Origin of the sequence: Streptomyces flavochromogenes, assembly GCF_000717595.1 — a bacterium.
GTDB lineage: Bacteria > Actinomycetota > Actinomycetes > Streptomycetales > Streptomycetaceae > Streptomyces > Streptomyces flavochromogenes.
On record NZ_JNZO01000025.1, the window covers coordinates 37,633 to 54,341 of the forward strand.

Consider the following 16,709-nt stretch of genomic DNA (forward strand, 5'->3'; position numbering starts at 1 on the left):
GTGGCCTACGTGTTCGCGCACGTCAAGCGGCATTGGCCTTAGGTCGGTTGCCGCTGTACGGCTTGGAGGCTGAGCGGGCGGTGTCCACGTCGTTGATGCGGTAGACGGGCCGCTTGGGGGTGCCGCCGCAGCGGGTGAGGATGCCGCGCCTTACCCAGTCGCGGATGGTGGCGGGCTGGACTCCGGCGGCGAGGGCGGCGAGGGAGGTGGTGAGGGTGCCGGCGGGCGGCTGCAGGTACTCCATGTGGCCAGTGTGGCTCAAGGTTGTTGCAAGAACCTGGTGATGGGGTCCTGCCCTTGAGAGTCACGGATCTCCTGCGCGGTGGCACGAGTGTCGGCGTCGAAGCAGGACGGGTTTTGCAGGATCACTGTCACTGCGCGCTGGCCGTGCTCTTGCGCCACCGAATCGTCGACGGCTGTCTTGGCGTCGTCGATGGCGCGGGAGAGGGCTTGCTTCGGGTCCTGACAGTCAGCGTTGACGCTTCCGCTTGCGGGCGCTGTGCTGCGGCCGAAGAGAAAGGCCCCACCGGCGAGCAATAGTGCTCCCGCGGCGAGGCCGGTAATTCGGAGGACGGGCTGCATGCCTCATCTTCCGATGGTGGACGTTGGGTTGCCTAGTCTGCGCGCGCGGCTGCTATCTGGCTGGGTAAGCCGGGTCTGGTCTAGCGCCCGTACATCACGCACTTCGGGTTCTTGCACGGGCCAGGGGACCATCCGGTGTGCTGGCGTCCGCCAAAGTTGCGGCGGCCGAGCACGCGAACCCACTTCCGTGGGGTGTCGCAGTCGGGGCAGGGGGGCGCCTGGTCGGCGGGGTGCTGCTTCATCTTGGCTTCCTTATTCAGTTGTGGAGGCTTCGCTGGCGAAGCCTCGTACCCGAACGATGTTACGTCCCTTTTCCTGTGATTTAGCAGCATGTGGGCAGGATCACTGGCAGAAGTGCCCGATGGGGTAGTAGCCGCCGCAGCTGACGCAGTAGTACAGCGGCTGCTGCTCGTACCTCTGCAGGGCGTGGAAGAGGGCATAGATGTGGCGCCGCATGGGGGCCTCCTGGGTGGTCTACGGCCTGCTCTACGCGGGGTCTACAGCCGCTTCTGGGGCGGACTGACCTGCGTCTACAGGCTCGACAGGGGGGTCTACGGGTGTGGGGGAGAGGAGTGCCTCGATGTCGGCGGCCTTGATGCCGCTGCGGCCGGTCTGGTCGCCGATGCGCAGGCTCTTGTGGATGGGGATCTGGCAGTGGATGACGAGCGCGCGGAGGCGGGCGTCGTCCAGGTGTGCGGAGGCGGGCCGGGCTTGGAAAGCGGCGTACAGCTCGCGCAGGTGGATGCCTGGGCGGTCGCCGATGAGTTCCTGGACGCCGAGGAGGAAGCGCCGCTGGAGCTCTTCCTCGGTGGGCGGTACGGGCCGTCCGGCACGCCAGGCCGCGAAGGCGTAGGCGCCGGCGGTGATGGCGAGGAGCCGCGGTTGGTCGTGGGCGGTGCGCCAGGCCATGAGGCCGCCGAATGCGGCGCCGCCGATCCGTCCGGTGAGGGGCCAGGCGCGTGTGCGGGCGAGGAGCTCGCGGTGGCCGGCGGCGATGCGGCGGGGGTGGATGCGGTGGACGGCGATGCGGGGCCGCCCGCGCCCCCATCGGGGTACGGGCGGCAGCTCGAGGGTGTCGGCCTCGGGGTCGGCGCCCACGGTCAGACGGTGCCCGCGAGGTTGGCGACCATCTGCGCGATGCTCCCGAAGAGGAGGCCGACCTGTGCGCCGAGCTGGGTGCCGGAGAGGGACAGGCCGAGGCCGAGGCAGACGAAGCCGGGGGCGAGGTGGAGCTTCTTGGTCTTGTCGCCGTGCTTGAACATCCACCAGGCGATGCCGCTGAGGGCGAGGACCAGGAGGACGGAGACGGGGACGGATCCGCCCTGTCCGTTGACGGCGGCGGGGGCGGCCATGCCGTGGATGCTGGCGGTGTCGATGGCGGCGATGAGGGTGTTCTTCACGGTGGGGTCCTCAGTAGGAGAGCGCGACGGTCGCGGCGATGAGCAGGAGGGCGGCGAGGGTGATGCGCGCGGTGATACGGCGCGCGGTCGATCCGGCGGGGGCGAGGCGGCAGGCGAGGAGGCCGAGGGGGATTCCGTAGAGGCCGTAGTAGCCGAGGGCGTGGAAGGTGATCACTGGGTTCTCCGCGAGGTGCGAGGCGGGAATCAGGTGGCGGAGAGGGCGGCTCGGCGCACCCGTCGGCCGTAGGCGTCGGACTTGCCGAGGCGCTGGCCGATCGCGGTTCCGGTCAGTTCCGGCTCGTCGGCGAGCCAGTTCCGGGCGTTCGCGACCTGCCGGGCGAAGGTGGTGTTGCCGGTGTCCTCAGACTCGATGTCAGCCGCACCGGAACTGGCGGGCGGAACCGGCGGAACCGGGATCGTGTCGAACGGTTCCGGGTGCTCCTGAGCGCCTTCGCGGCGCCGCGAAACATGCAGGTCAGGGCTGGTTCCGGTCGGTTCCGCGAGGAGTTCCGCCACGGGCATCCACGGCCCGAGGATGGGCAGTGCGGGGACGTTCGGCAGCAGCTCCGGAACCACGGCGGCGGGGGCCGGTTCCGCCTCGGCTTTGATCGGTTCCGGCGCCGGTTCCGGCCGGACCTCGGACGTGGCAGGTGCGTCATTTGACGCACCTGTCTCCCGCTCGGCGAGGGCTTGGTGGATCTGCCGCATGAGGGCACCGAACGCAAGGAGGGCGGCCGTGGGTGGAACCGCGGCCACCACGTAGTCGAGGACCGGAACCGTGCCCGGGTCCCGGTTGCCGGTGACCCCCGCGACGTTCAGGACGATGGAGCCGACCGACCCGACCGCGGTGAGGGCGATGGCCCAGCCGTCGACCTGCCGCTTGAGCGCGGCCCGCAGCATGAGGAGTTCGCCCGCCACGATGAACAGGTCCAGGGTGGCCGGCCACGCCCACGCGCGCTCGGTGGCCTGCCCGAGCCCGTGCGCGAGGGCGACCTCGGCGAGGTGGGCGTAGGACAGCCAGAACGCGGCGCCGGTCAGGGCGATGATGACGAGGCCGGCGGCGACCGCCAGGGCCCGCGAGGGGTCATGCTTCACTGCTCGCCCTCCTCGGCTCGAAGGGTGGCGAGTTGGTCGGCGAGGGTGCGCAGGTGCATGGCGTGCACAGTGAGCGCAGCTGCGAGCTGGCGAACCCCGGCGGGGTCGAGGGTGGCGGAGTAGCCGGTCTGCTCGATGTAGAGGCGGGTCCGGCGCCGCTCGGGGTCGGTGACGAAGGGGTCCTGGCTGAGCATGGCGACGAGCAGGGTGTCGCCCGCGAAGGCGAAGGTGTGCTCGGGGCCGGTGTGGGTGAGGTCGATGCGGTAGCCCGGGGCGCGGGCCGAGTGGCCGAGGCACCAGCCGGGTTCCTGAGTGGTCACGGGTCCGTGGTCGCTCGTGCTCAGGGTCACCGTGCCGTCGATGACCGGCACCCGGTGGGCCACGCGCAACGGCTCCTCGGCGTCGAACGGCCACGTGCGGCCCAGTACGTCCCGGTGCTGGTCGTGGTACGCCCGGTTGTGGATGCACGGGAAGCCGTCCACGCCCGGCTGCGGGGCGGCGCACACGGCCAGGTCACCCTCAAGGGCACCCTTGTGCCAGTCCAGCAGCGCCTCGGGGATTCCTTCCAGGGGGTCACGGTCGCTCACTGGGCGACCTCCTGGACGATGAGGTGGACACGGGCGGCGTACTCGGCGCGGGTGTCGGTGCTGCGGATGGGCGGAAGCGCGTCGCGAAGGTCCCACATGACCCTGCTCGCGACCTGGTCGTCGCGGTAGGTGTCGAGGGCGTAGCGGCGGGCTGCCTGCTCGCGGGCGTTGTCCGTCATGGGGTCGTCGGGCCGGAAGCCGGCGAGCCGTTGGGCGATCCAGGTGAGGCCGGAGCGGGTGCGGAGCTCGCGGGTCGACGTCTGTGCGGTGAGGTCAGCCACGGTGCACCTCGGCGGTCCGGGTGCTGATCGTTCCGGTGGCGCCGGCCTCGGTGGCTCGCACGGTGATCGTGCGGCCGCCGTGGTGGCGGGTGGTGCCGACGGCGACGAGGCGCCTGGTGGGCTGGCTGCCGGGCTGGGCAGCGGGCATGGCAAGATCGGCCATAGCCGACTCCTTGTGTACGCAGGGAGTACGCCCGGTCTTCCGGGCTTCGGTCAGGCCTCGCCGTGGTGTCTTCAGCACCTCGGCGGGGCCGTATTCAGTTGTGGCGCCAGGCCTGACGGCTTGGTGTCATGACACCTACCGTAGCTCTGGTGTCATGACACCGCAAGGGATAACCTCGAAGGTGTCATGACGAGAGTGGAGAGCTGATGCCGAACGTGGAGAAGACGCCCCGCCAGACGATCCGGGTAGATCGAGACCTCTGGGAGAAGGCCGGCAGGGCTGTAGGTGCGCGTGGACGCGGCGCCGCCATCCGTGACTTTCTGCGCTGGCTCACGCATGAGACGGATGAGCTTCCTGTGCGTCCTGCGCCGGAGAAGTAGTCCCGGCTCCCGCCTGATCGAGGTCGATCCACTTCCGCAGCGCCTCCCACTCGTGCGGCTCGAACGCGCAGCCGCACCATCGGCACGTCACCGCACGCTCCCCGGGGTAGTGCCGCAGGATCGCCCCGCAGACCGCCCCCGACGGATCGATGGCCGGGCACTTACCGAGCCGGGTGCCGCGCTCCTCGGCCAGCCGCGGGTGCACGACACTCGCGGCCGCGCCGTGCAGGTCGCGGATCTCGCGTGCGAGGTCGCCGGCGGCGGGCCAGTGCTGGACGATCCAGTCGAGGGAGTGGTGCAGCGCGGCCGCCGCGGATCCGACGCGGTTGGGAATGCTGACGCCGAGGGTGGGGGTTGGCCAGCGGCGAGCGTCGTGCAGGGCCTCGCGCCACGACTCCAAGGTGGCGACCATGCCGCCCGGCCCCCGCAGGTCGAGGACGTGTTCGTCTACGGGCAGAGCGCCATCCACAGCCTGCGCGTGGCCGCCGTGCTGGCTGCCCCGGGCGGCGGGCGGCAGGAACGCGGCGAGGGCGCGGTACAGGGAGGGCATGCGGAGCAGCTGCTTGGCGAGGGCGCGCGTGCAGCCGGTGCAGAGGTAGGCGTCGGTCTCTCGTGCCTCACACAACTGGCAGACGTTCACGGAGTTCTCCTGTTCAAGCGGCGGCCGAAACGTCCGGCGGCGCGTCGAGGGTCACGCGGGCTGCCTCGACCGCCGCAGCCGCCTGCTCTGGAGTATCGAAGGTGCCGAGGTGCATGTTCACGCGGTTGCGCTTCAGGCGAGCTGCGTAGCGCTGGGTCCGGGTGAGGTAGACGCCGAGAGGGAGCTCTCGCGCCGCAACAGTCCTGTTGAGGTTGGACTGGCTGGGAGAGACCAGGCGGAGATTCTCGCGCCGGCAGTCGAGCCGGTTGCGGTTGATGTGGTCGACGATCAGGCGGTACCCGGTGCCGTCCGGGACATCCATGAGCCATCGGTGGACCAGGACGACTGTCCGGCCGTTCCACATTTGCGCGTAGCCGTGGCTACCGATGCTGAGCAGGCGAGGACCGAGGCGCTCATAGTCCTCGACATCCAGCAGGACGAGGGTCAGGTCCCCGCTGTTCGCAGCGGGGACCTCGACGTAGGCACGCATCAGAAGGGGGCCTTGTCCTGCTGCTGCGCGCCCCAACCCCCGTTGGCGGGCGCCTGCTGGGCGGGCTGGGCGCCACCCCAGCCGCCGGAGGCCTGCTGCCCTCCCTGCTGGCCTCCGGCCGGGTTCTTCGTGACCTTCGCGGTCGCGCGGAGAAGGGACGGGCCGACCTCCTCGACGTCGATCTCGTACACGGTCCGCTTCACCTGCTCGCGGTCCTCGTAGGACCGCTGCTTGAGGCGGCCCTGGACGATGACCCGCATGCCCTTGCTGAGGGACTCAGCGACGTTCTCGGCGGCCTGGCGCCAGACCGAGCAGGTGAGGAACAGGCCTTCGCCGTCCTCCCACTCGTTCGTGGTCTTGTTGAGGGTCCGCGGGGTGGACGCGATGCGGAACTTGGCGACGGCGACGCCGGCGGGGGTGAAGCGGAGCTCGGGGTCGTCGACGAGGTTGCCGACGATCGTGATCGTGGTCTCTCCGGCCATGGGGTTTCTCCTTTTCGGTGTCTTGGATGGTCAGGCGCCGTTGGCGCCGTTGAGGTCCTCGACGACGTACAGGTCGAGGGAGGAAGCGAGCTGCCCGAGGGCGAGGTAGGTCTCCTCGTCGACCTTGTCGACGAGGAAGTCCGCGACCTTGTCGATGGCTGCGGCGGCGTAGGACCGGCCCACCGAGTCGAGGACGGCGGACAGGGCGTGTTCGTGCGCCGCCTGCCCGTCGAGTTCCAGGTGGTGGGCGTCGTGGTTTCCGCGCCCGTAGGACTCGACGGCTGCGGCGTGGACGCGCGCGTAGGCGCGTTCGCTGTAGCTGTCGGTGTGCCGGTTGAGCACGTACTGGGTGATGGCCGCGCCGCAGTCGGCGTGGTCGATGAGGTGGTCGCCGGCCTTGATGCCGCAGGCGCAGCACTGGAGGAAGTTGCCGGCCTCCTTCGTCTCCGGGTTCCAGTAGCTGCCGAAGTGGACGTTCTCGGTGGTGCCGCAGTCCTGGCAGTTGGTGGGGCCGGTGTGGCCGTGTGCGCGGGCGATGTCGTCGGTGGTGGTCACGGGCTTTCCTCCATTAATTCCATGCAGTTGGGACGTGCAAGGTAGGGGCTGCCGGTGCGAAAGCTGACCCCCGGTGACTCTTCTGGTTACAGAGAGTTAGAGTTAGTTGAAAATGGGCTTACGGGGGATCCTGGAAGTAATCCAGGACCCTTCAGGCGGCACCCCGAGGCATGGAATTAATGGAGATAACCCTCGACTCCACGCCCTGAACGTCCGGATGTGCCACGAACCGTGGCTTCTGCGGTCGACCTCGCTGCCCCTCTTTCCGCTCGGGCGGGTCGATCTGCCGCAGCCAGCCGCCGCGCAGCAGCACGTCGATGGCGTCGTCCACGTCGGCCATGTCCGTGCACCAGGCCTGGCCTCGAACGCCCTTCTCGACCTCGCCGGCGGAGAACCTGCCCTCGGCCCCCTTCCGTCGCAGCCAGTCGAGGACCGCGCGGGCGGGGCCGAGCTTCGATTGCCGCTCGGCTGACATGAGGTCAGACACCAGGCGGGCATGAGCGATCAGGTAGGGGACGAGAGAGACGGCATCGTCCATCACGTCGACCGGCACGACATCTGCGGAGGGGTTGTCGAGCAGCGTCAGCACGGCAGCGATGCGCAGGACCTGGCCGGGCAGCTTCTTCGCCCAGCCCTCGATCGAGGCCAGGTCGCCGTGGGCCTTGTGCCTCGGCTCGAGCGCCTCCCAGAACGCGCGGAACGACGCCTTCGCCAGGGCATCGAGCTGCAGCTCGCGACACTCCTCGTCATCCCAGATCGCTGCCATCATCGCCTTGACCTGATCGCCCCACGCCTGGCTGGTGGATGCGGGGATCGGGTCCGTGTCGTACACCCGTTCACCGACACGGCTGGCGGGCATGGAGAACACGAAACGGGCCATGAGGCCGCGGGCCTCGAAGACATCGCCAGTCTCGCCCATGCCGGTCAGGAAGCCCGGCTGCACGGCAAGGCCCAGTGAGAGGTTCGGACGCTCGAGGAGAAGGGGTCGGCCACTCTTTCTGTTCACCGCGTGCGGCTCGTGACTCCACGCCTTGAGCACGATTTCCGGGTTGGCGTTCTTGCTGTACCGGCCGCCGACGTTGCCGAGGAACGAGCTCTCGGTGGAGAGCACGGCCAGTCGTTCGCCCTGCTCGGCGATCACGTCGGTTGCGGCCTCCGGTGTGGTGTCGTCCGCGATGAGCTGGGTGAAGACCTTCGGCTCGCCGAGCATCTCCAGGTCGTCGCGAGCGGCGTCGAGCAGCGCACGCATCGACTTCCGCTTCTCCGGGTCACTGGCCTTGATGACCTTCGACTCGGCATCGGACACGCAGGCCTCGGCGATCCGCCGATCCTGCTGGTCGCGGGCGACGGCCAGCTTGTCCTCCTCGCGCCGCCGCTTCTGCTCTTCGAAGATCGGCTTGGCCATGAGGGACAGGGCCGGCGATTTCATCTCGCCCGGCGCGGCGACGGGCATCGTGTAGAGGGTCACAGGCTCGGACCAGTCGGGCTTCGGACTGACGGTGCGGCGGCCCCCGATGGCCGTGGACACGACGGCCATACCGAGCCAGGCCGGAAGGTCGACGGGGACCTGGAGGCTGTCGGCCACGGCCTGAGCCATGCGCCCCACCCCCCGAAGCCGGGTGGCGTCGAGTGGCGGCGCGGGCGGGGGGTCCAAGGGCATGGGCTCGTCCCAGCCCTTGGCGTCCTCCGGGTGCACGCCGGTATCCCACGACGGGGCTTCGATGTTCGGCTTCCACTGGGGTGCACTCGTCACCGCGCCACCACCGCGGTGACGTCCGGGTGTGGAACGGGCGCCCATACCTGATCGAAGTCGGCGTCCCGATGGCCGGCATCGAAGTGATCGGCCGCGTCCTTGCCCGTGCGGGCCTGCACCACATAGACGGAGCGGGCGAGGTCGCGCAGGGAGTCGACGACCTGGACTGCGTGCTTCTGCCCAGGCTCGTCGCGGTCAGCCACGACGGTGATGTCGGCACCCTCGAGGAACTGGGCGTGCTCTGCGGTCCAGCGGCCGGCGCCGGCGGCATTGCATGTGGCGACCAGACCATGGTCGACGAGCGCGTGCACGTCCTTCTCGCCCTCGGCGATCCAGATGACCCGATCGGCGACCTTCGCTGCCAGCAACTCTGGCAGCCGGTACGGGATGGCCCGGACGAGTCGGTTCCCCTGCTTGTCGTTGAGGGACCACCGGCGTCCGGATTTGGCGTCACCGTCGGGGCGCCACTGCGCGAAGCACTTGTGGTCGCAGCGGGTCACGCCGTGGACGGTGAGGCGGTTCTCGTCCCGGTAGAGGTACTGGGCCACGCGCCTATGGCCGCGGTCCTGGCAGGGGATCCAGGTGTCGTTCTCGGGGCTGTCGCGGGGTCGCTCGGGGAGCGGCTCGTCGAACAGGTCGGCTTCGGTCCAGCCGATGGCGGTCAGGAAGTCGGCGTTGCCCTGGCATTTGTGGCAGTACACGCCGACGCCGTTGTTGATGCGCTTGATGGCGACGGTGCCGGGGGAGTCGCCCGCGTGGCAGATGCCGCGGGTGCGGAGTGCTCCTCCGGTGTAGCGGGTGGGCTCGCCCATGCTGCCGAGGAGGTCGGCGAGCCGGTTGAAGGCGATGGTGTCGTTCACGAACGAGGCTCTCTTCTCCGAGCAGGTTTTGGTGTCCGTGTCGGGCCCGGGATTCCGTCACGAAATCCGTGACGGAATCCCGGGCCGTGCGACTAGCCGGCCTTCTTCAGGGACGAGGCGACCTCGTCGGCCATGGCGGTGATGGCGTAGTTCCAGCGGCGGGCCGCGTTCAGGACGGCCATCGGGGAGGGCTGTTCCTCGAGGTCCGCGCGGATGGATCCGAGGGTCAGGTGGAAGCGGGCCTGTACGGCGACGAGCGCGAGGTGCGCGGCGCCCTGGTCGTCGTCATCGGTGGTGTCGACGGGCTCGGAGACGGGCCACTGGCCCGGGACGCGGCTCACTGAACACCATCCACGCTGGTCTCGATCCAGCGGGCGATCTCGTCGAAGGACATCGCGATGCTGCCCGTGGCGAGGGCGTGCAGCGCCCGCATGCAGAGTTCGAAGCCGACGGCGTTCTCGGCCGCGGCCGAGGGCGTCGCGCCGCGGGCTGCCAGGTAGCGTTCTGCGGCGAAGGGCTCCGTCTCGTCCCACGGGGCGGGGGTCGTGGCCATCACTTCGACGGCGAGCATGAAGGCCTGGTCGCGGATCTCCTCACCGCGCCCCATGCTGTGGACGGCGGCGAAGTACTGGGCGCGTTCGGTGTGCGTCAGGGGGTTCACGCCGCCTCCTTGGTGACGTTGGACTGGTGGAAGATGACTCGGAGCCGGGCGCGCTGGGCGTCGGTGAGAGGCGGAGCCTGGGCGACGATCCGGTCGACGCGCTCCCAGTAGCCGGCGGGCCGCTCCGGCCGCGGTTCTACGGTTTCGGTCACTGGGCCTGCTCCTGTTCCAGCTGGCGGCGCATGGCGCGCAGGCCGTCGAGGAAGGTGTCGAGGTCGCCGATCACCGTGTCGAGTTCGGCGGCTTCGAGGCAGACGCCGTTACCGCCGGAGGTGAACGAGACCATCGGGGCGCCGGAGAACTCCTCCAGAGCGGACAACTCGGCGGTGAGGAGCTGGTTGGCGCGGCACGACATGCCCTCGGGGATGGGCATCGTGATGCGCGGCCCGGTGTGCTGGGTGTAGGGCTCGCCGTCATCGAAGTGGCGCGTGGTGCACATGCCCGGGCGGCACCAGGGGAAGTGGCCGGGTTCGGTCCTCGACTGAGCCGTGTGCACCTGCTCGATCAGGTCGATGAGGGGCTTGATCGGCCTTCGGCTGGTGACGCGCTTGATGACCTCGGCGTTGATCGCGGCTACGGGCTTGAGCTCTTCGAGCCCCAGGTCATTGACTGCCTGCGCCCAGACGCCGTAGACGAAGCCGGTGGCGAGGGTCTGGTGGGCGTGCTGAAGAGTGGCGCCGTCGATGCCGGCCAGGGCGAGGGCCGACAGCACCGTGTCGTACATCTCGCCGCCGGTCTGGCCGATGTTCGCCTTGGTGCCAGACTGCGATTCTGCTTTGATGGTCATAGAGCTTCCTTCGATCTGCTTGCTGGCGGATTCGTTGAAGTGCTCGACAGACGGCGTCGCGGTAGCCCCCGCGGCGCTGTTGTCGTTCTCTGCCTGAAGGGCCTGACGAGTCATGCGACACCTCGCTCGCCGGCGCTGATCCGGTCGGCGTCCTCGAGGCCCTTGAGCCAGGCGTCCACAGCGGACATCCGGTAAACGACATCGCGCCCCAGGCGAAAACCGGGCGGGCCGACGCGACGACGACGCCACGAGTGAATGGTGGCCACGGGCTTATTCAGGTACGAGGCCAGCTGCTTCGTAGTGAGCAGGGGAGATCCGTGAGACATGAAGACGGCTCCGTTGTGGGATGCGCCACCCGCAACCAATGTTGTGGATGTACCCACAAAACTACGCAACGTTGTGGGTCTCGTCAACAACAACGTTCGTATCCGGGGCAACGTTGTGGCTGCCGACCTTGTCTATGGCGCGGATTCCGGGCCCCCGTGCATCGAACGTTGTGGCTGAGGGTTGCTGGGTGATGCTCAACGTTGGTAGACAATGACCTCATGGCCACAACGACAGACCCGGACCGCTGGGCGGATCTTGGCGAGCTGATCGCCGAACGGCGCAGGCAGATGGGCATGGATCAGGCTCATCTTGCTGAGGCTGCCGGCGTTTCTGAGAACACCATCGGCAACTACGAACGCGGCCGGGTCCCAGCACGCGGGAAGATGCCGGCAGGCTACTGGCGCGTTGAGAAGGCGCTCAAGCTAGGTAAGGGGAGCTTTGAAAGCATCCTTGCTGGGGAAGGCGTGACCTTCGAGATTGACGGACCAGCCTCGGGGAGGATGCGCCTGAGGGGTCCTGATGAAATCGACGATCCTCACTTGAAAGCCGTGGTTGAAAAGGTTGGCGAGGCTCTGAACATGTCGGGACTCGCCATGGCATTCGCCGACCTCGCGCATCGATGGAACGCACCCGAGGATCTTCTTGACCAGTACAAAGAGGCGTTGGACAACTTGTTGGCGGGGATGTTCCAGCCTGGCTCCGGGCCGCCTGAACTGCAGCGATACCGGGAGGCGCAGGCGGCTGGGCTCACACCCGAGTCGGATGCAATGGAACGCAATCCGGAATTGGGGTGGGCGGCATACGCGGCTGATCCCGCAGAGGCGCGTCCGGCCGGCATGGGTGAGGAGTTGCGTGCTGCTCGGTGCGCCCGGGGCCTGAGTCGCGAAGAACTCAGCGACCTCACGCACGTGCCTGCTCGTATCATCAGCCTGATCGAAAGCGAGGACTTTACCTTTGCGGGGGCTTCTATGCATGCCCCGGTGTACATCAAACTGCTTGCCGAAGAGGTCGGGCTGGACGCGGAATCCCTCATTGAGCAATTCAGGCGGGACCATGTTGAGGGTCAGTAGCAGTTAGGCAGTCAAGGGTGCCCGTCCGTGTGATCAGGCACCCCGTTTCCACTTTGTCTCGATGGCCTGGTAGTCGAAGTACTCGCCGTCGGGCCGGCGGCCGCGCCCGATGGGCAGGATCGTGACGTCCAGAAGGGACCGCAGGACCGCGCGCTGTCGGTCCAGGCCGAGCTCCAGCCATGCCTTGCGTACATCGACAGCACCCACGAGATCCACGAGCGGATCCACCCGAGCAGCGCGCGCCAGCTGCTTGGTGACCCCTTCGAGCTGCTTGCGCGCGACGTCCGAGGCTTCGATGAACGCAGGCATTTCCATCTGGCCGGCACCCAGCGCGGCAGCCATGTCAGTGATCCGCCGCCGGATTTGCTCGCTCGCCACCTGCAGTTCGCCCACGTCGACGTTGTCAGGGCCGGGTGCCAGGAGGTCGACCGCATCGGGGCGGGCCAGTCGTTCCACGATGAGGTCCGTGACGTACTCGTCCACCTTGTGCGCCTGGCGGGTTCCCCCGTGCCCGGTGATGCATCGATAGCTCGGCTTCGAGCTACTGCCGGCCCGGCCGCACTTCATCGTGCTCTCGCACCCAGGGAGCCCGCACTTGTAGATGAGGGAGCCCAGCCACCTCGGCTTCGCGCCGCGGGCCGACTGCCGGTTTGGGTTGCTGAGGATGGCGACGACGCCACGGAACTCGGCCTCATCGACGATGGCATCCCATCCGCCGCGGCCGATCTCCTCTCCCTTGTATACGGCGATCCCGGCGTTCCTGGGGCGCATCAGCAGCAGCCGTGCGTCCGTCGGCCGCATGACGTTCCCCAGCGTGGACCGGATCCCCTCGTTCTCCATCCAGCGGGTCCAGCTCAGCACGGATCCTCCCTTGAGGATCAGCTTTGTGCCGTACTTCAGGGCTTCGGCTTCCTCAGGGACCTCCTTGTTCATGTCGAGCACAGGGACGGTGACTTCTTCACCCGTCTCCTTGACGACCTTCTTGCGGGTCTCGCCTGTCGGTACGCCCCAGCCGAAGGGACGGATCCCGCCGCCCCACTCGCCCGCCTTGGCCTTCTGCTGCCGTTTCCGGGAGATGCGGACACCCTTGTGCTCGGACTCCTGGCGGGCGACGGCGCCGAGGATGCGTGCGGTCATCCTGCCGGACGGCGAGCTCAAGTCGATGAGCCCGGCCTGCACGGTGTGTGTTGCCACGGCCCTGCGTTCCGACAGGGCGATGTACTCCTCAAGTTCGTCCGGCCGCCGGTGCAGACGGTCGGTGTGCCAGGCCAGCACCACGGTGGCGTCGCCGTCCTCGAGGCCGGCGAACATCTCGATGTAGTCCTTGCGGGGCTTCCCGGAGTACGCCGAGAGGTCGTTGTCCTCGAAGACACGGACGACCCGGTACTCCACTTCCGGGGTGGAGAGGCGCTTGGCCAGGGCGTGGCAGTCCTCGATCTGGCGCTGAGTACCGAGGTGGGCGCCGGTCCTATCCTGGGAGATGCGGGCGTAGATGTAGCAGCGGAGGGCGCGCCGTGCGGTCTCGACCGCGACCTGCAGGTGTGTCGACATGGCCCAAGTGTGCCGGAATAGGTGTGCTCTTGGTGCTGGTTCGGGCCGCCCACCCAGATGGCCGTCTTCACCCGGACCCAGGACCAGGCCCAGGCCCAGGACCCGAACCAGGCCCAGGCCCAGGTCCAGCACCCGAACCAGACCCCGACCGCCGCGAAGGAGGAACAGGCATGACCACCGAGACCGTGAACCCGGCCGACACCACCCCGGCCCGCACCCTGCCCGTCACCGACCTGTCCCTCGTGGTCCTCGTCGGCGCCACCGGCTCCGGCAAGTCCACCTTCGCCCGGCGCCACTTCAAGCCGACGGAGATCGTGTCCTCCGACTTCTGCCGGGGGCTCGTCGCCGACGACGAGAACGACCAGTCCGCGAGCAAGGACGCCTTCGACGTCCTGCACTACATCGTGGGCAAGCGCCTCGCGGCCGGGCGGCTCGCCGTCGTCGACGCGACCAACGTGCAGCAGGAGGCGCGGCGTCAGCTCGTGCAGCTGGCCCGTTCGTACGACGTGCTGCCCATCGCCATCGTCCTCGATCTGCCCGAGGAGGTGTGCCGCAGCCGGAACGCCGCGCGTCCCGACCGTGCGGACATGCCGGCGCACGTCATCCAGCGCCACCGCCGCGAGCTGCGCCGCTCGCTGCGCGGCCTGGAGCGCGAGGGCTTCCGCAAGGTGCACGTGTTGAAGTCCGTCGAGGAGGTCGAGGCCGCCCAGGTCGTCCTGGAGCGCCGCTTCAACGACCTGCGTCACCTCACCGGCCCCTTCGACATCATCGGTGACATCCACGGCTGCCGTTCCGAGCTGGAGACCCTGCTCGCCAAGCTCGGCTACGTCGACGGGCACCACCCCGATGGCCGCACGGCGGTCTTCGTCGGCGACCTCGTCGACCGTGGCCCCGACTCGCCGGGCGTTCTGCGCCGGGTGATGGCGATGGTCGCCGCGGGCGACGCCCTGTGCGTCCCGGGCAACCACGAGAACAAGCTGGGCCGCTGGCTCAAGGGCCGGAAGGTCCAGGAGACGCACGGCCTCGCCGAGACCATCGAGCAGCTGGGGCACGAGAGCGAGGAGTTCCGGGCCGAGGTCGGTCGGTTCATCGAAGGGCTCGTCAGCCACTACGTCCTGGACGGCGGCAACCTCGTCGTCTGCCACGCCGGTCTGCCGGAGAAGTACCACGGCCGGACGTCGGGCCGGGTGCGCTCGCACGCGCTGTACGGGGACACCACCGGCGAGACCGACGAGTTCGGGCTGCCGGTGCGCTACCCGTGGGCGGAGGAGTACCGCGGTCGGGCCACCGTCGTGTACGGCCACACCCCCGTGCCGAACACCTCCTGGATCAACAACACCCTCTGCCTCGACACCGGAGCCGTCTTCGGCGGAAAGATGACCGCGCTGCGCTGGCCCGAGCGCGAACTCGTCGACGTACCGGCCGAGCGCGTCTGGTACGAGCCGGCCCGGCCGCTCGCGACCGAGGCGCCCGGCGGGCACCAGGGACGGCCCCTGGACCTGGCGGACGTGCACGGCCGGCGGATCGTGGAGACCCGGCACCTGGGCAACGTCGCCGTGCGCGAGGAGAACGCGGCGGCCGCCCTGGAGGTGATGAGCCGGTTCGCGGTCGACCCGCGACTGCTCACCTATCTGCCGCCGACGATGGCGCCCACCGCCACGTCGAAGGAGGAGGGCTATCTGGAGCACCCGACCGAGGCCTTCGCCCAGTACCGGGCGGACGGTGTCGAGCGGGTCGTGTGCGAGGAGAAGCACATGGGCTCCCGAGCGGTGGCCCTGGTCTGCCGGGACGCCGACGCGGCCCGCGAGCGCTTCGGCGTGGACGCCGAAGGGGTCACCGGCGCGCTGCACACCCGTACGGGGCGGCCCTTCTTCGACGATCCCGCCGTCACCGAGCAGGTGCTCGACCGGCTGCGGGCGGCGATCGGCGCCGCAGGGCTCTGGGACGAGCTCGACACGGACTGGCTGCTGCTCGACGGCGAACTGATGCCGTGGTCGCTCAAGTCGGCCGGGCTGCTCCGCGCGCAGTACGCGGCGGTCGGCGCGGCCTCGGGCGCGGTCTTCCCCGGTGCGATCTCCGCGCTCGAACAGGCGGTGGCGCGCGGGGTCGAGGGGATCGACGGGCTGCTCGCGAAGCAGCGGGAGCGGGCGGTGGACGCGGAGGCGTTCACCGAGGCGTACCGCAGGTACTGCTGGCCGACCGAGGGTCTGGAGGGCGTGCGGTTCGCGCCCTTCCAGCTCCTGGGGGCGCGCGGACGCTCGCTCGCGGCCGTCCCGCACGACGAGCAGCTCGCCTGGCTCGACCGGCTCGTGGAGCACGATCCGACCGGGCTGCTCCAGGTCACCCGGCGGCTCGTCGTCGACACGGGCGACGAGGCCTCGGTCCGTGCCGGTGTCGACTGGTGGCTGGAGATGACCGGAGCCGGTGGCGAGGGCATGGTCGTCAAGCCGCTGGCCGCGCTCGTCCGCGACGGCAAGGGCCGGCTCGGCCAGCCGGGCGTCAAGGTGCGCGGTCGGGAGTACCTGCGGATCATCTACGGCCCCGAGTACACCCGGCCGGAGAACCTGGAGCGGCTGCGGCAGCGTTTCCTCGGCCACAAGCGGTCGCTGGCCCTGCGGGAGTACGCGCTCGGCCTCGAAGCCCTCGACCGGCTCGCGGAGGGGGAGCCGCTGTGGCGGGTCCACGAGGCCGTGTTCGCGGTCCTGGCCCTGGAATCGGAGCCGGTGGACCCGAGGCTGTGAGGCCTTGAAGGGACGCGAGGCCCTGCGGCCGTGACGCCGCGGGGCCTCGCGTTTGCAGTGCGCCGGAGCCGCGTGAGGCCCTGCGGCAGCGTCCGGTGAGCCGGTGAGCCGGTGAGCCGGTGAGCCGGTGAGCGAGTGACGCCGTGATGTCCTGTGGCCGTGCGGTCCTGATTCCCGGAAGCCCTCGCGGAGGCCCACCCCCTCGGGAGGGTGGGGCTCCGCGGGGGCTTCGGCGTGTGTTCGCCCGGCCTCCGCAGGGCCTTCGCACCGTCTTCGCGAGGTCTTCGCCCGGCCCCGACGGGGG

At 69.2% G+C, this 16,709-nt stretch carries 23 protein-coding genes; 2 read left to right on the plus strand and 21 right to left on the minus strand.

All coding sequences use genetic code 11. The features are described 5' to 3' along the window. Positions 1 to 22 precede the first annotated feature (22 nt). From IF00_RS0128325 to IF00_RS41635, 20 genes are all read right to left on the minus strand, one after another. Complete coding sequence (locus IF00_RS0128325; protein WP_030322857.1) at positions 23 to 244, minus strand: MerR family transcriptional regulator; 222 nt, start codon at positions 242 to 244, stop codon at positions 23 to 25. A gap of 14 nt (positions 245 to 258) precedes the next feature. Further along, positions 259 to 582, minus strand: a complete 324-nt coding sequence (locus IF00_RS0128330; RefSeq protein WP_030322859.1) for a hypothetical protein — start codon at positions 580 to 582, stop codon at positions 259 to 261. A gap of 486 nt (positions 583 to 1,068) precedes the next feature. Next, the gene (locus tag IF00_RS0128340; protein ID WP_030322860.1) at positions 1,069 to 1,680 is read right to left on the minus strand and encodes a hypothetical protein; all 612 of its coding nucleotides are present in this window, start codon (positions 1,678 to 1,680) and stop codon (positions 1,069 to 1,071) included. Positions 1,681 to 1,682: 2 nt separating this feature from the next. After that, on the minus strand, positions 1,683 to 1,982 hold the full coding sequence (locus IF00_RS0128345; RefSeq protein ID WP_030322862.1) for a hypothetical protein: 300 nt from the start codon (positions 1,980 to 1,982) through the stop codon (positions 1,683 to 1,685). A gap of 10 nt (positions 1,983 to 1,992) precedes the next feature. After that, entirely contained in the window at positions 1,993 to 2,157 is a 165-nt protein-coding gene (locus tag IF00_RS45785; RefSeq protein ID WP_158710528.1) for a hypothetical protein, read from the minus strand. A gap of 29 nt (positions 2,158 to 2,186) precedes the next feature. Further along, on the minus strand, positions 2,187 to 3,077 hold the full coding sequence (locus IF00_RS44070; protein ID WP_078944878.1) for a DUF2637 domain-containing protein: 891 nt from the start codon (positions 3,075 to 3,077) through the stop codon (positions 2,187 to 2,189). Next, positions 3,074 to 3,664 (minus strand): DUF6907 domain-containing protein, encoded by a 591-nt coding sequence (locus IF00_RS44075; protein ID WP_051820649.1) that lies wholly within the window; start codon positions 3,662 to 3,664, stop codon positions 3,074 to 3,076. Before IF00_RS44075 ends, IF00_RS44070 begins: the two co-directional genes overlap by 4 nt. Beyond that, a complete protein-coding gene (locus tag IF00_RS0128365) occupies positions 3,661 to 3,945 on the minus strand; it encodes a hypothetical protein (protein WP_030322867.1) in 285 nt (94 codons plus the stop codon). The genes IF00_RS44075 and IF00_RS0128365 overlap by 4 nt, the downstream gene beginning before the upstream one ends. Further along, the gene (locus IF00_RS45790) at positions 3,938 to 4,108 is read right to left on the minus strand and encodes a hypothetical protein (protein ID WP_158710529.1); all 171 of its coding nucleotides are present in this window, start codon (positions 4,106 to 4,108) and stop codon (positions 3,938 to 3,940) included. Before IF00_RS45790 ends, IF00_RS0128365 begins: the two co-directional genes overlap by 8 nt. Before the next feature lie 330 nt (positions 4,109 to 4,438). After that, entirely contained in the window at positions 4,439 to 5,113 is a 675-nt protein-coding gene (locus IF00_RS0128375; RefSeq protein ID WP_030322869.1) for a hypothetical protein, read from the minus strand. A 28-nt stretch (positions 5,114 to 5,141) separates the two neighbouring features. Beyond that, positions 5,142 to 5,618, minus strand: coding sequence for an HNH endonuclease (locus tag IF00_RS42860; protein WP_051820651.1), 477 nt, complete (start codon positions 5,616 to 5,618; stop codon positions 5,142 to 5,144). Beyond that, the gene (locus tag IF00_RS0128385; protein WP_037639217.1) at positions 5,618 to 6,100 is read right to left on the minus strand and encodes a single-stranded DNA-binding protein; all 483 of its coding nucleotides are present in this window, start codon (positions 6,098 to 6,100) and stop codon (positions 5,618 to 5,620) included. Before IF00_RS0128385 ends, IF00_RS42860 begins: the two co-directional genes overlap by 1 nt. Positions 6,101 to 6,130: 30 nt before the next feature. Then, complete coding sequence (locus IF00_RS0128390) at positions 6,131 to 6,655, minus strand: hypothetical protein (RefSeq protein WP_030322874.1); 525 nt, start codon at positions 6,653 to 6,655, stop codon at positions 6,131 to 6,133. A 151-nt stretch (positions 6,656 to 6,806) separates the two neighbouring features. Continuing rightward, positions 6,807 to 8,252 (minus strand): YfjI family protein, encoded by a 1,446-nt coding sequence (locus IF00_RS0128395; RefSeq protein WP_245234657.1) that lies wholly within the window; start codon positions 8,250 to 8,252, stop codon positions 6,807 to 6,809. A gap of 152 nt (positions 8,253 to 8,404) precedes the next feature. Next, positions 8,405 to 9,268 carry a toprim domain-containing protein gene (locus IF00_RS0128400; RefSeq protein WP_030322877.1) on the minus strand — a complete coding sequence of 288 codons (864 nt, stop codon included), beginning with the start codon at positions 9,266 to 9,268 and terminating at the stop codon, positions 8,405 to 8,407. Positions 9,269 to 9,360: 92 nt separating this feature from the next. After that, the gene (locus IF00_RS0128405; RefSeq protein WP_030322878.1) at positions 9,361 to 9,609 is read right to left on the minus strand and encodes a hypothetical protein; all 249 of its coding nucleotides are present in this window, start codon (positions 9,607 to 9,609) and stop codon (positions 9,361 to 9,363) included. Then, positions 9,606 to 9,929: a hypothetical protein gene (locus IF00_RS0128410; RefSeq protein ID WP_030322880.1), complete on the minus strand. Its 324-nt coding sequence runs from the start codon at positions 9,927 to 9,929 to the stop codon at positions 9,606 to 9,608. Before IF00_RS0128410 ends, IF00_RS0128405 begins: the two co-directional genes overlap by 4 nt. After that, positions 9,926 to 10,081: a hypothetical protein gene (locus IF00_RS46210; protein ID WP_167346885.1), complete on the minus strand. Its 156-nt coding sequence runs from the start codon at positions 10,079 to 10,081 to the stop codon at positions 9,926 to 9,928. Before IF00_RS46210 ends, IF00_RS0128410 begins: the two co-directional genes overlap by 4 nt. Then, positions 10,078 to 10,716: a DUF6907 domain-containing protein gene (locus IF00_RS0128420; RefSeq protein ID WP_030322882.1), complete on the minus strand. Its 639-nt coding sequence runs from the start codon at positions 10,714 to 10,716 to the stop codon at positions 10,078 to 10,080. The genes IF00_RS46210 and IF00_RS0128420 overlap by 4 nt, the downstream gene beginning before the upstream one ends. A gap of 110 nt (positions 10,717 to 10,826) precedes the next feature. Continuing rightward, the gene (locus IF00_RS41635; RefSeq protein WP_037639219.1) at positions 10,827 to 11,042 is read right to left on the minus strand and encodes a helix-turn-helix domain-containing protein; all 216 of its coding nucleotides are present in this window, start codon (positions 11,040 to 11,042) and stop codon (positions 10,827 to 10,829) included. A 219-nt stretch (positions 11,043 to 11,261) separates the two neighbouring features. Between IF00_RS41635 and IF00_RS41640 the strand changes: the two genes are divergently transcribed. After that, positions 11,262 to 12,113 carry a helix-turn-helix domain-containing protein gene (locus tag IF00_RS41640; protein WP_037639220.1) on the plus strand — a complete coding sequence of 284 codons (852 nt, stop codon included), beginning with the start codon at positions 11,262 to 11,264 and terminating at the stop codon, positions 12,111 to 12,113. A gap of 33 nt (positions 12,114 to 12,146) precedes the next feature. On the opposite strand, the gene IF00_RS0128435 is transcribed toward IF00_RS41640, so the two are convergent. Beyond that, positions 12,147 to 13,796, minus strand: a complete 1,650-nt coding sequence (locus IF00_RS0128435; RefSeq protein WP_245234659.1) for a recombinase family protein — start codon at positions 13,794 to 13,796, stop codon at positions 12,147 to 12,149. Between the two features lie 38 nt (positions 13,797 to 13,834). On the opposite strand from IF00_RS0128435, the gene IF00_RS0128445 reads away from it, so the two are divergent. Beyond that, positions 13,835 to 16,405: a polynucleotide kinase-phosphatase gene (locus IF00_RS0128445; RefSeq protein ID WP_030322887.1), complete on the plus strand. Its 2,571-nt coding sequence runs from the start codon at positions 13,835 to 13,837 to the stop codon at positions 16,403 to 16,405. The last annotated feature ends 304 nt before the right edge of the window (positions 16,406 to 16,709 follow it).

Excerpts from the sequence above, each read along its gene's own strand:
- IF00_RS0128325 (WP_030322857.1), bottom strand. The coding sequence starts at position 244 with ATGGAGTACCTGCAGCCGCCCGCCGGCACCCTCACCACCTCCCTCGCC.
- IF00_RS0128330 (WP_030322859.1), bottom strand. The coding sequence starts at position 582 with ATGCAGCCCGTCCTCCGAATTACCGGCCTCGCCGCGGGAGCACTATTG.
- IF00_RS45790 (WP_158710529.1), bottom strand. The coding sequence starts at position 4,108 with ATGGCCGATCTTGCCATGCCCGCTGCCCAGCCCGGCAGCCAGCCCACC.
- IF00_RS42860 (WP_051820651.1), bottom strand. The coding sequence starts at position 5,618 with ATGCGTGCCTACGTCGAGGTCCCCGCTGCGAACAGCGGGGACCTGACC.
- IF00_RS0128385 (WP_037639217.1), bottom strand. The coding sequence starts at position 6,100 with ATGGCCGGAGAGACCACGATCACGATCGTCGGCAACCTCGTCGACGAC.
- IF00_RS0128395 (WP_245234657.1), bottom strand. The coding sequence starts at position 8,252 with ATGGCTCAGGCCGTGGCCGACAGCCTCCAGGTCCCCGTCGACCTTCCG.
- IF00_RS0128420 (WP_030322882.1), bottom strand. The coding sequence starts at position 10,716 with ATGACCATCAAAGCAGAATCGCAGTCTGGCACCAAGGCGAACATCGGC.
- IF00_RS41635 (WP_037639219.1), bottom strand. The coding sequence starts at position 11,042 with ATGTCTCACGGATCTCCCCTGCTCACTACGAAGCAGCTGGCCTCGTAC.
- IF00_RS41640 (WP_037639220.1), top strand. The coding sequence starts at position 11,262 with ATGGCCACAACGACAGACCCGGACCGCTGGGCGGATCTTGGCGAGCTG.
- IF00_RS0128445 (WP_030322887.1), top strand. The coding sequence starts at position 13,835 with ATGACCACCGAGACCGTGAACCCGGCCGACACCACCCCGGCCCGCACC.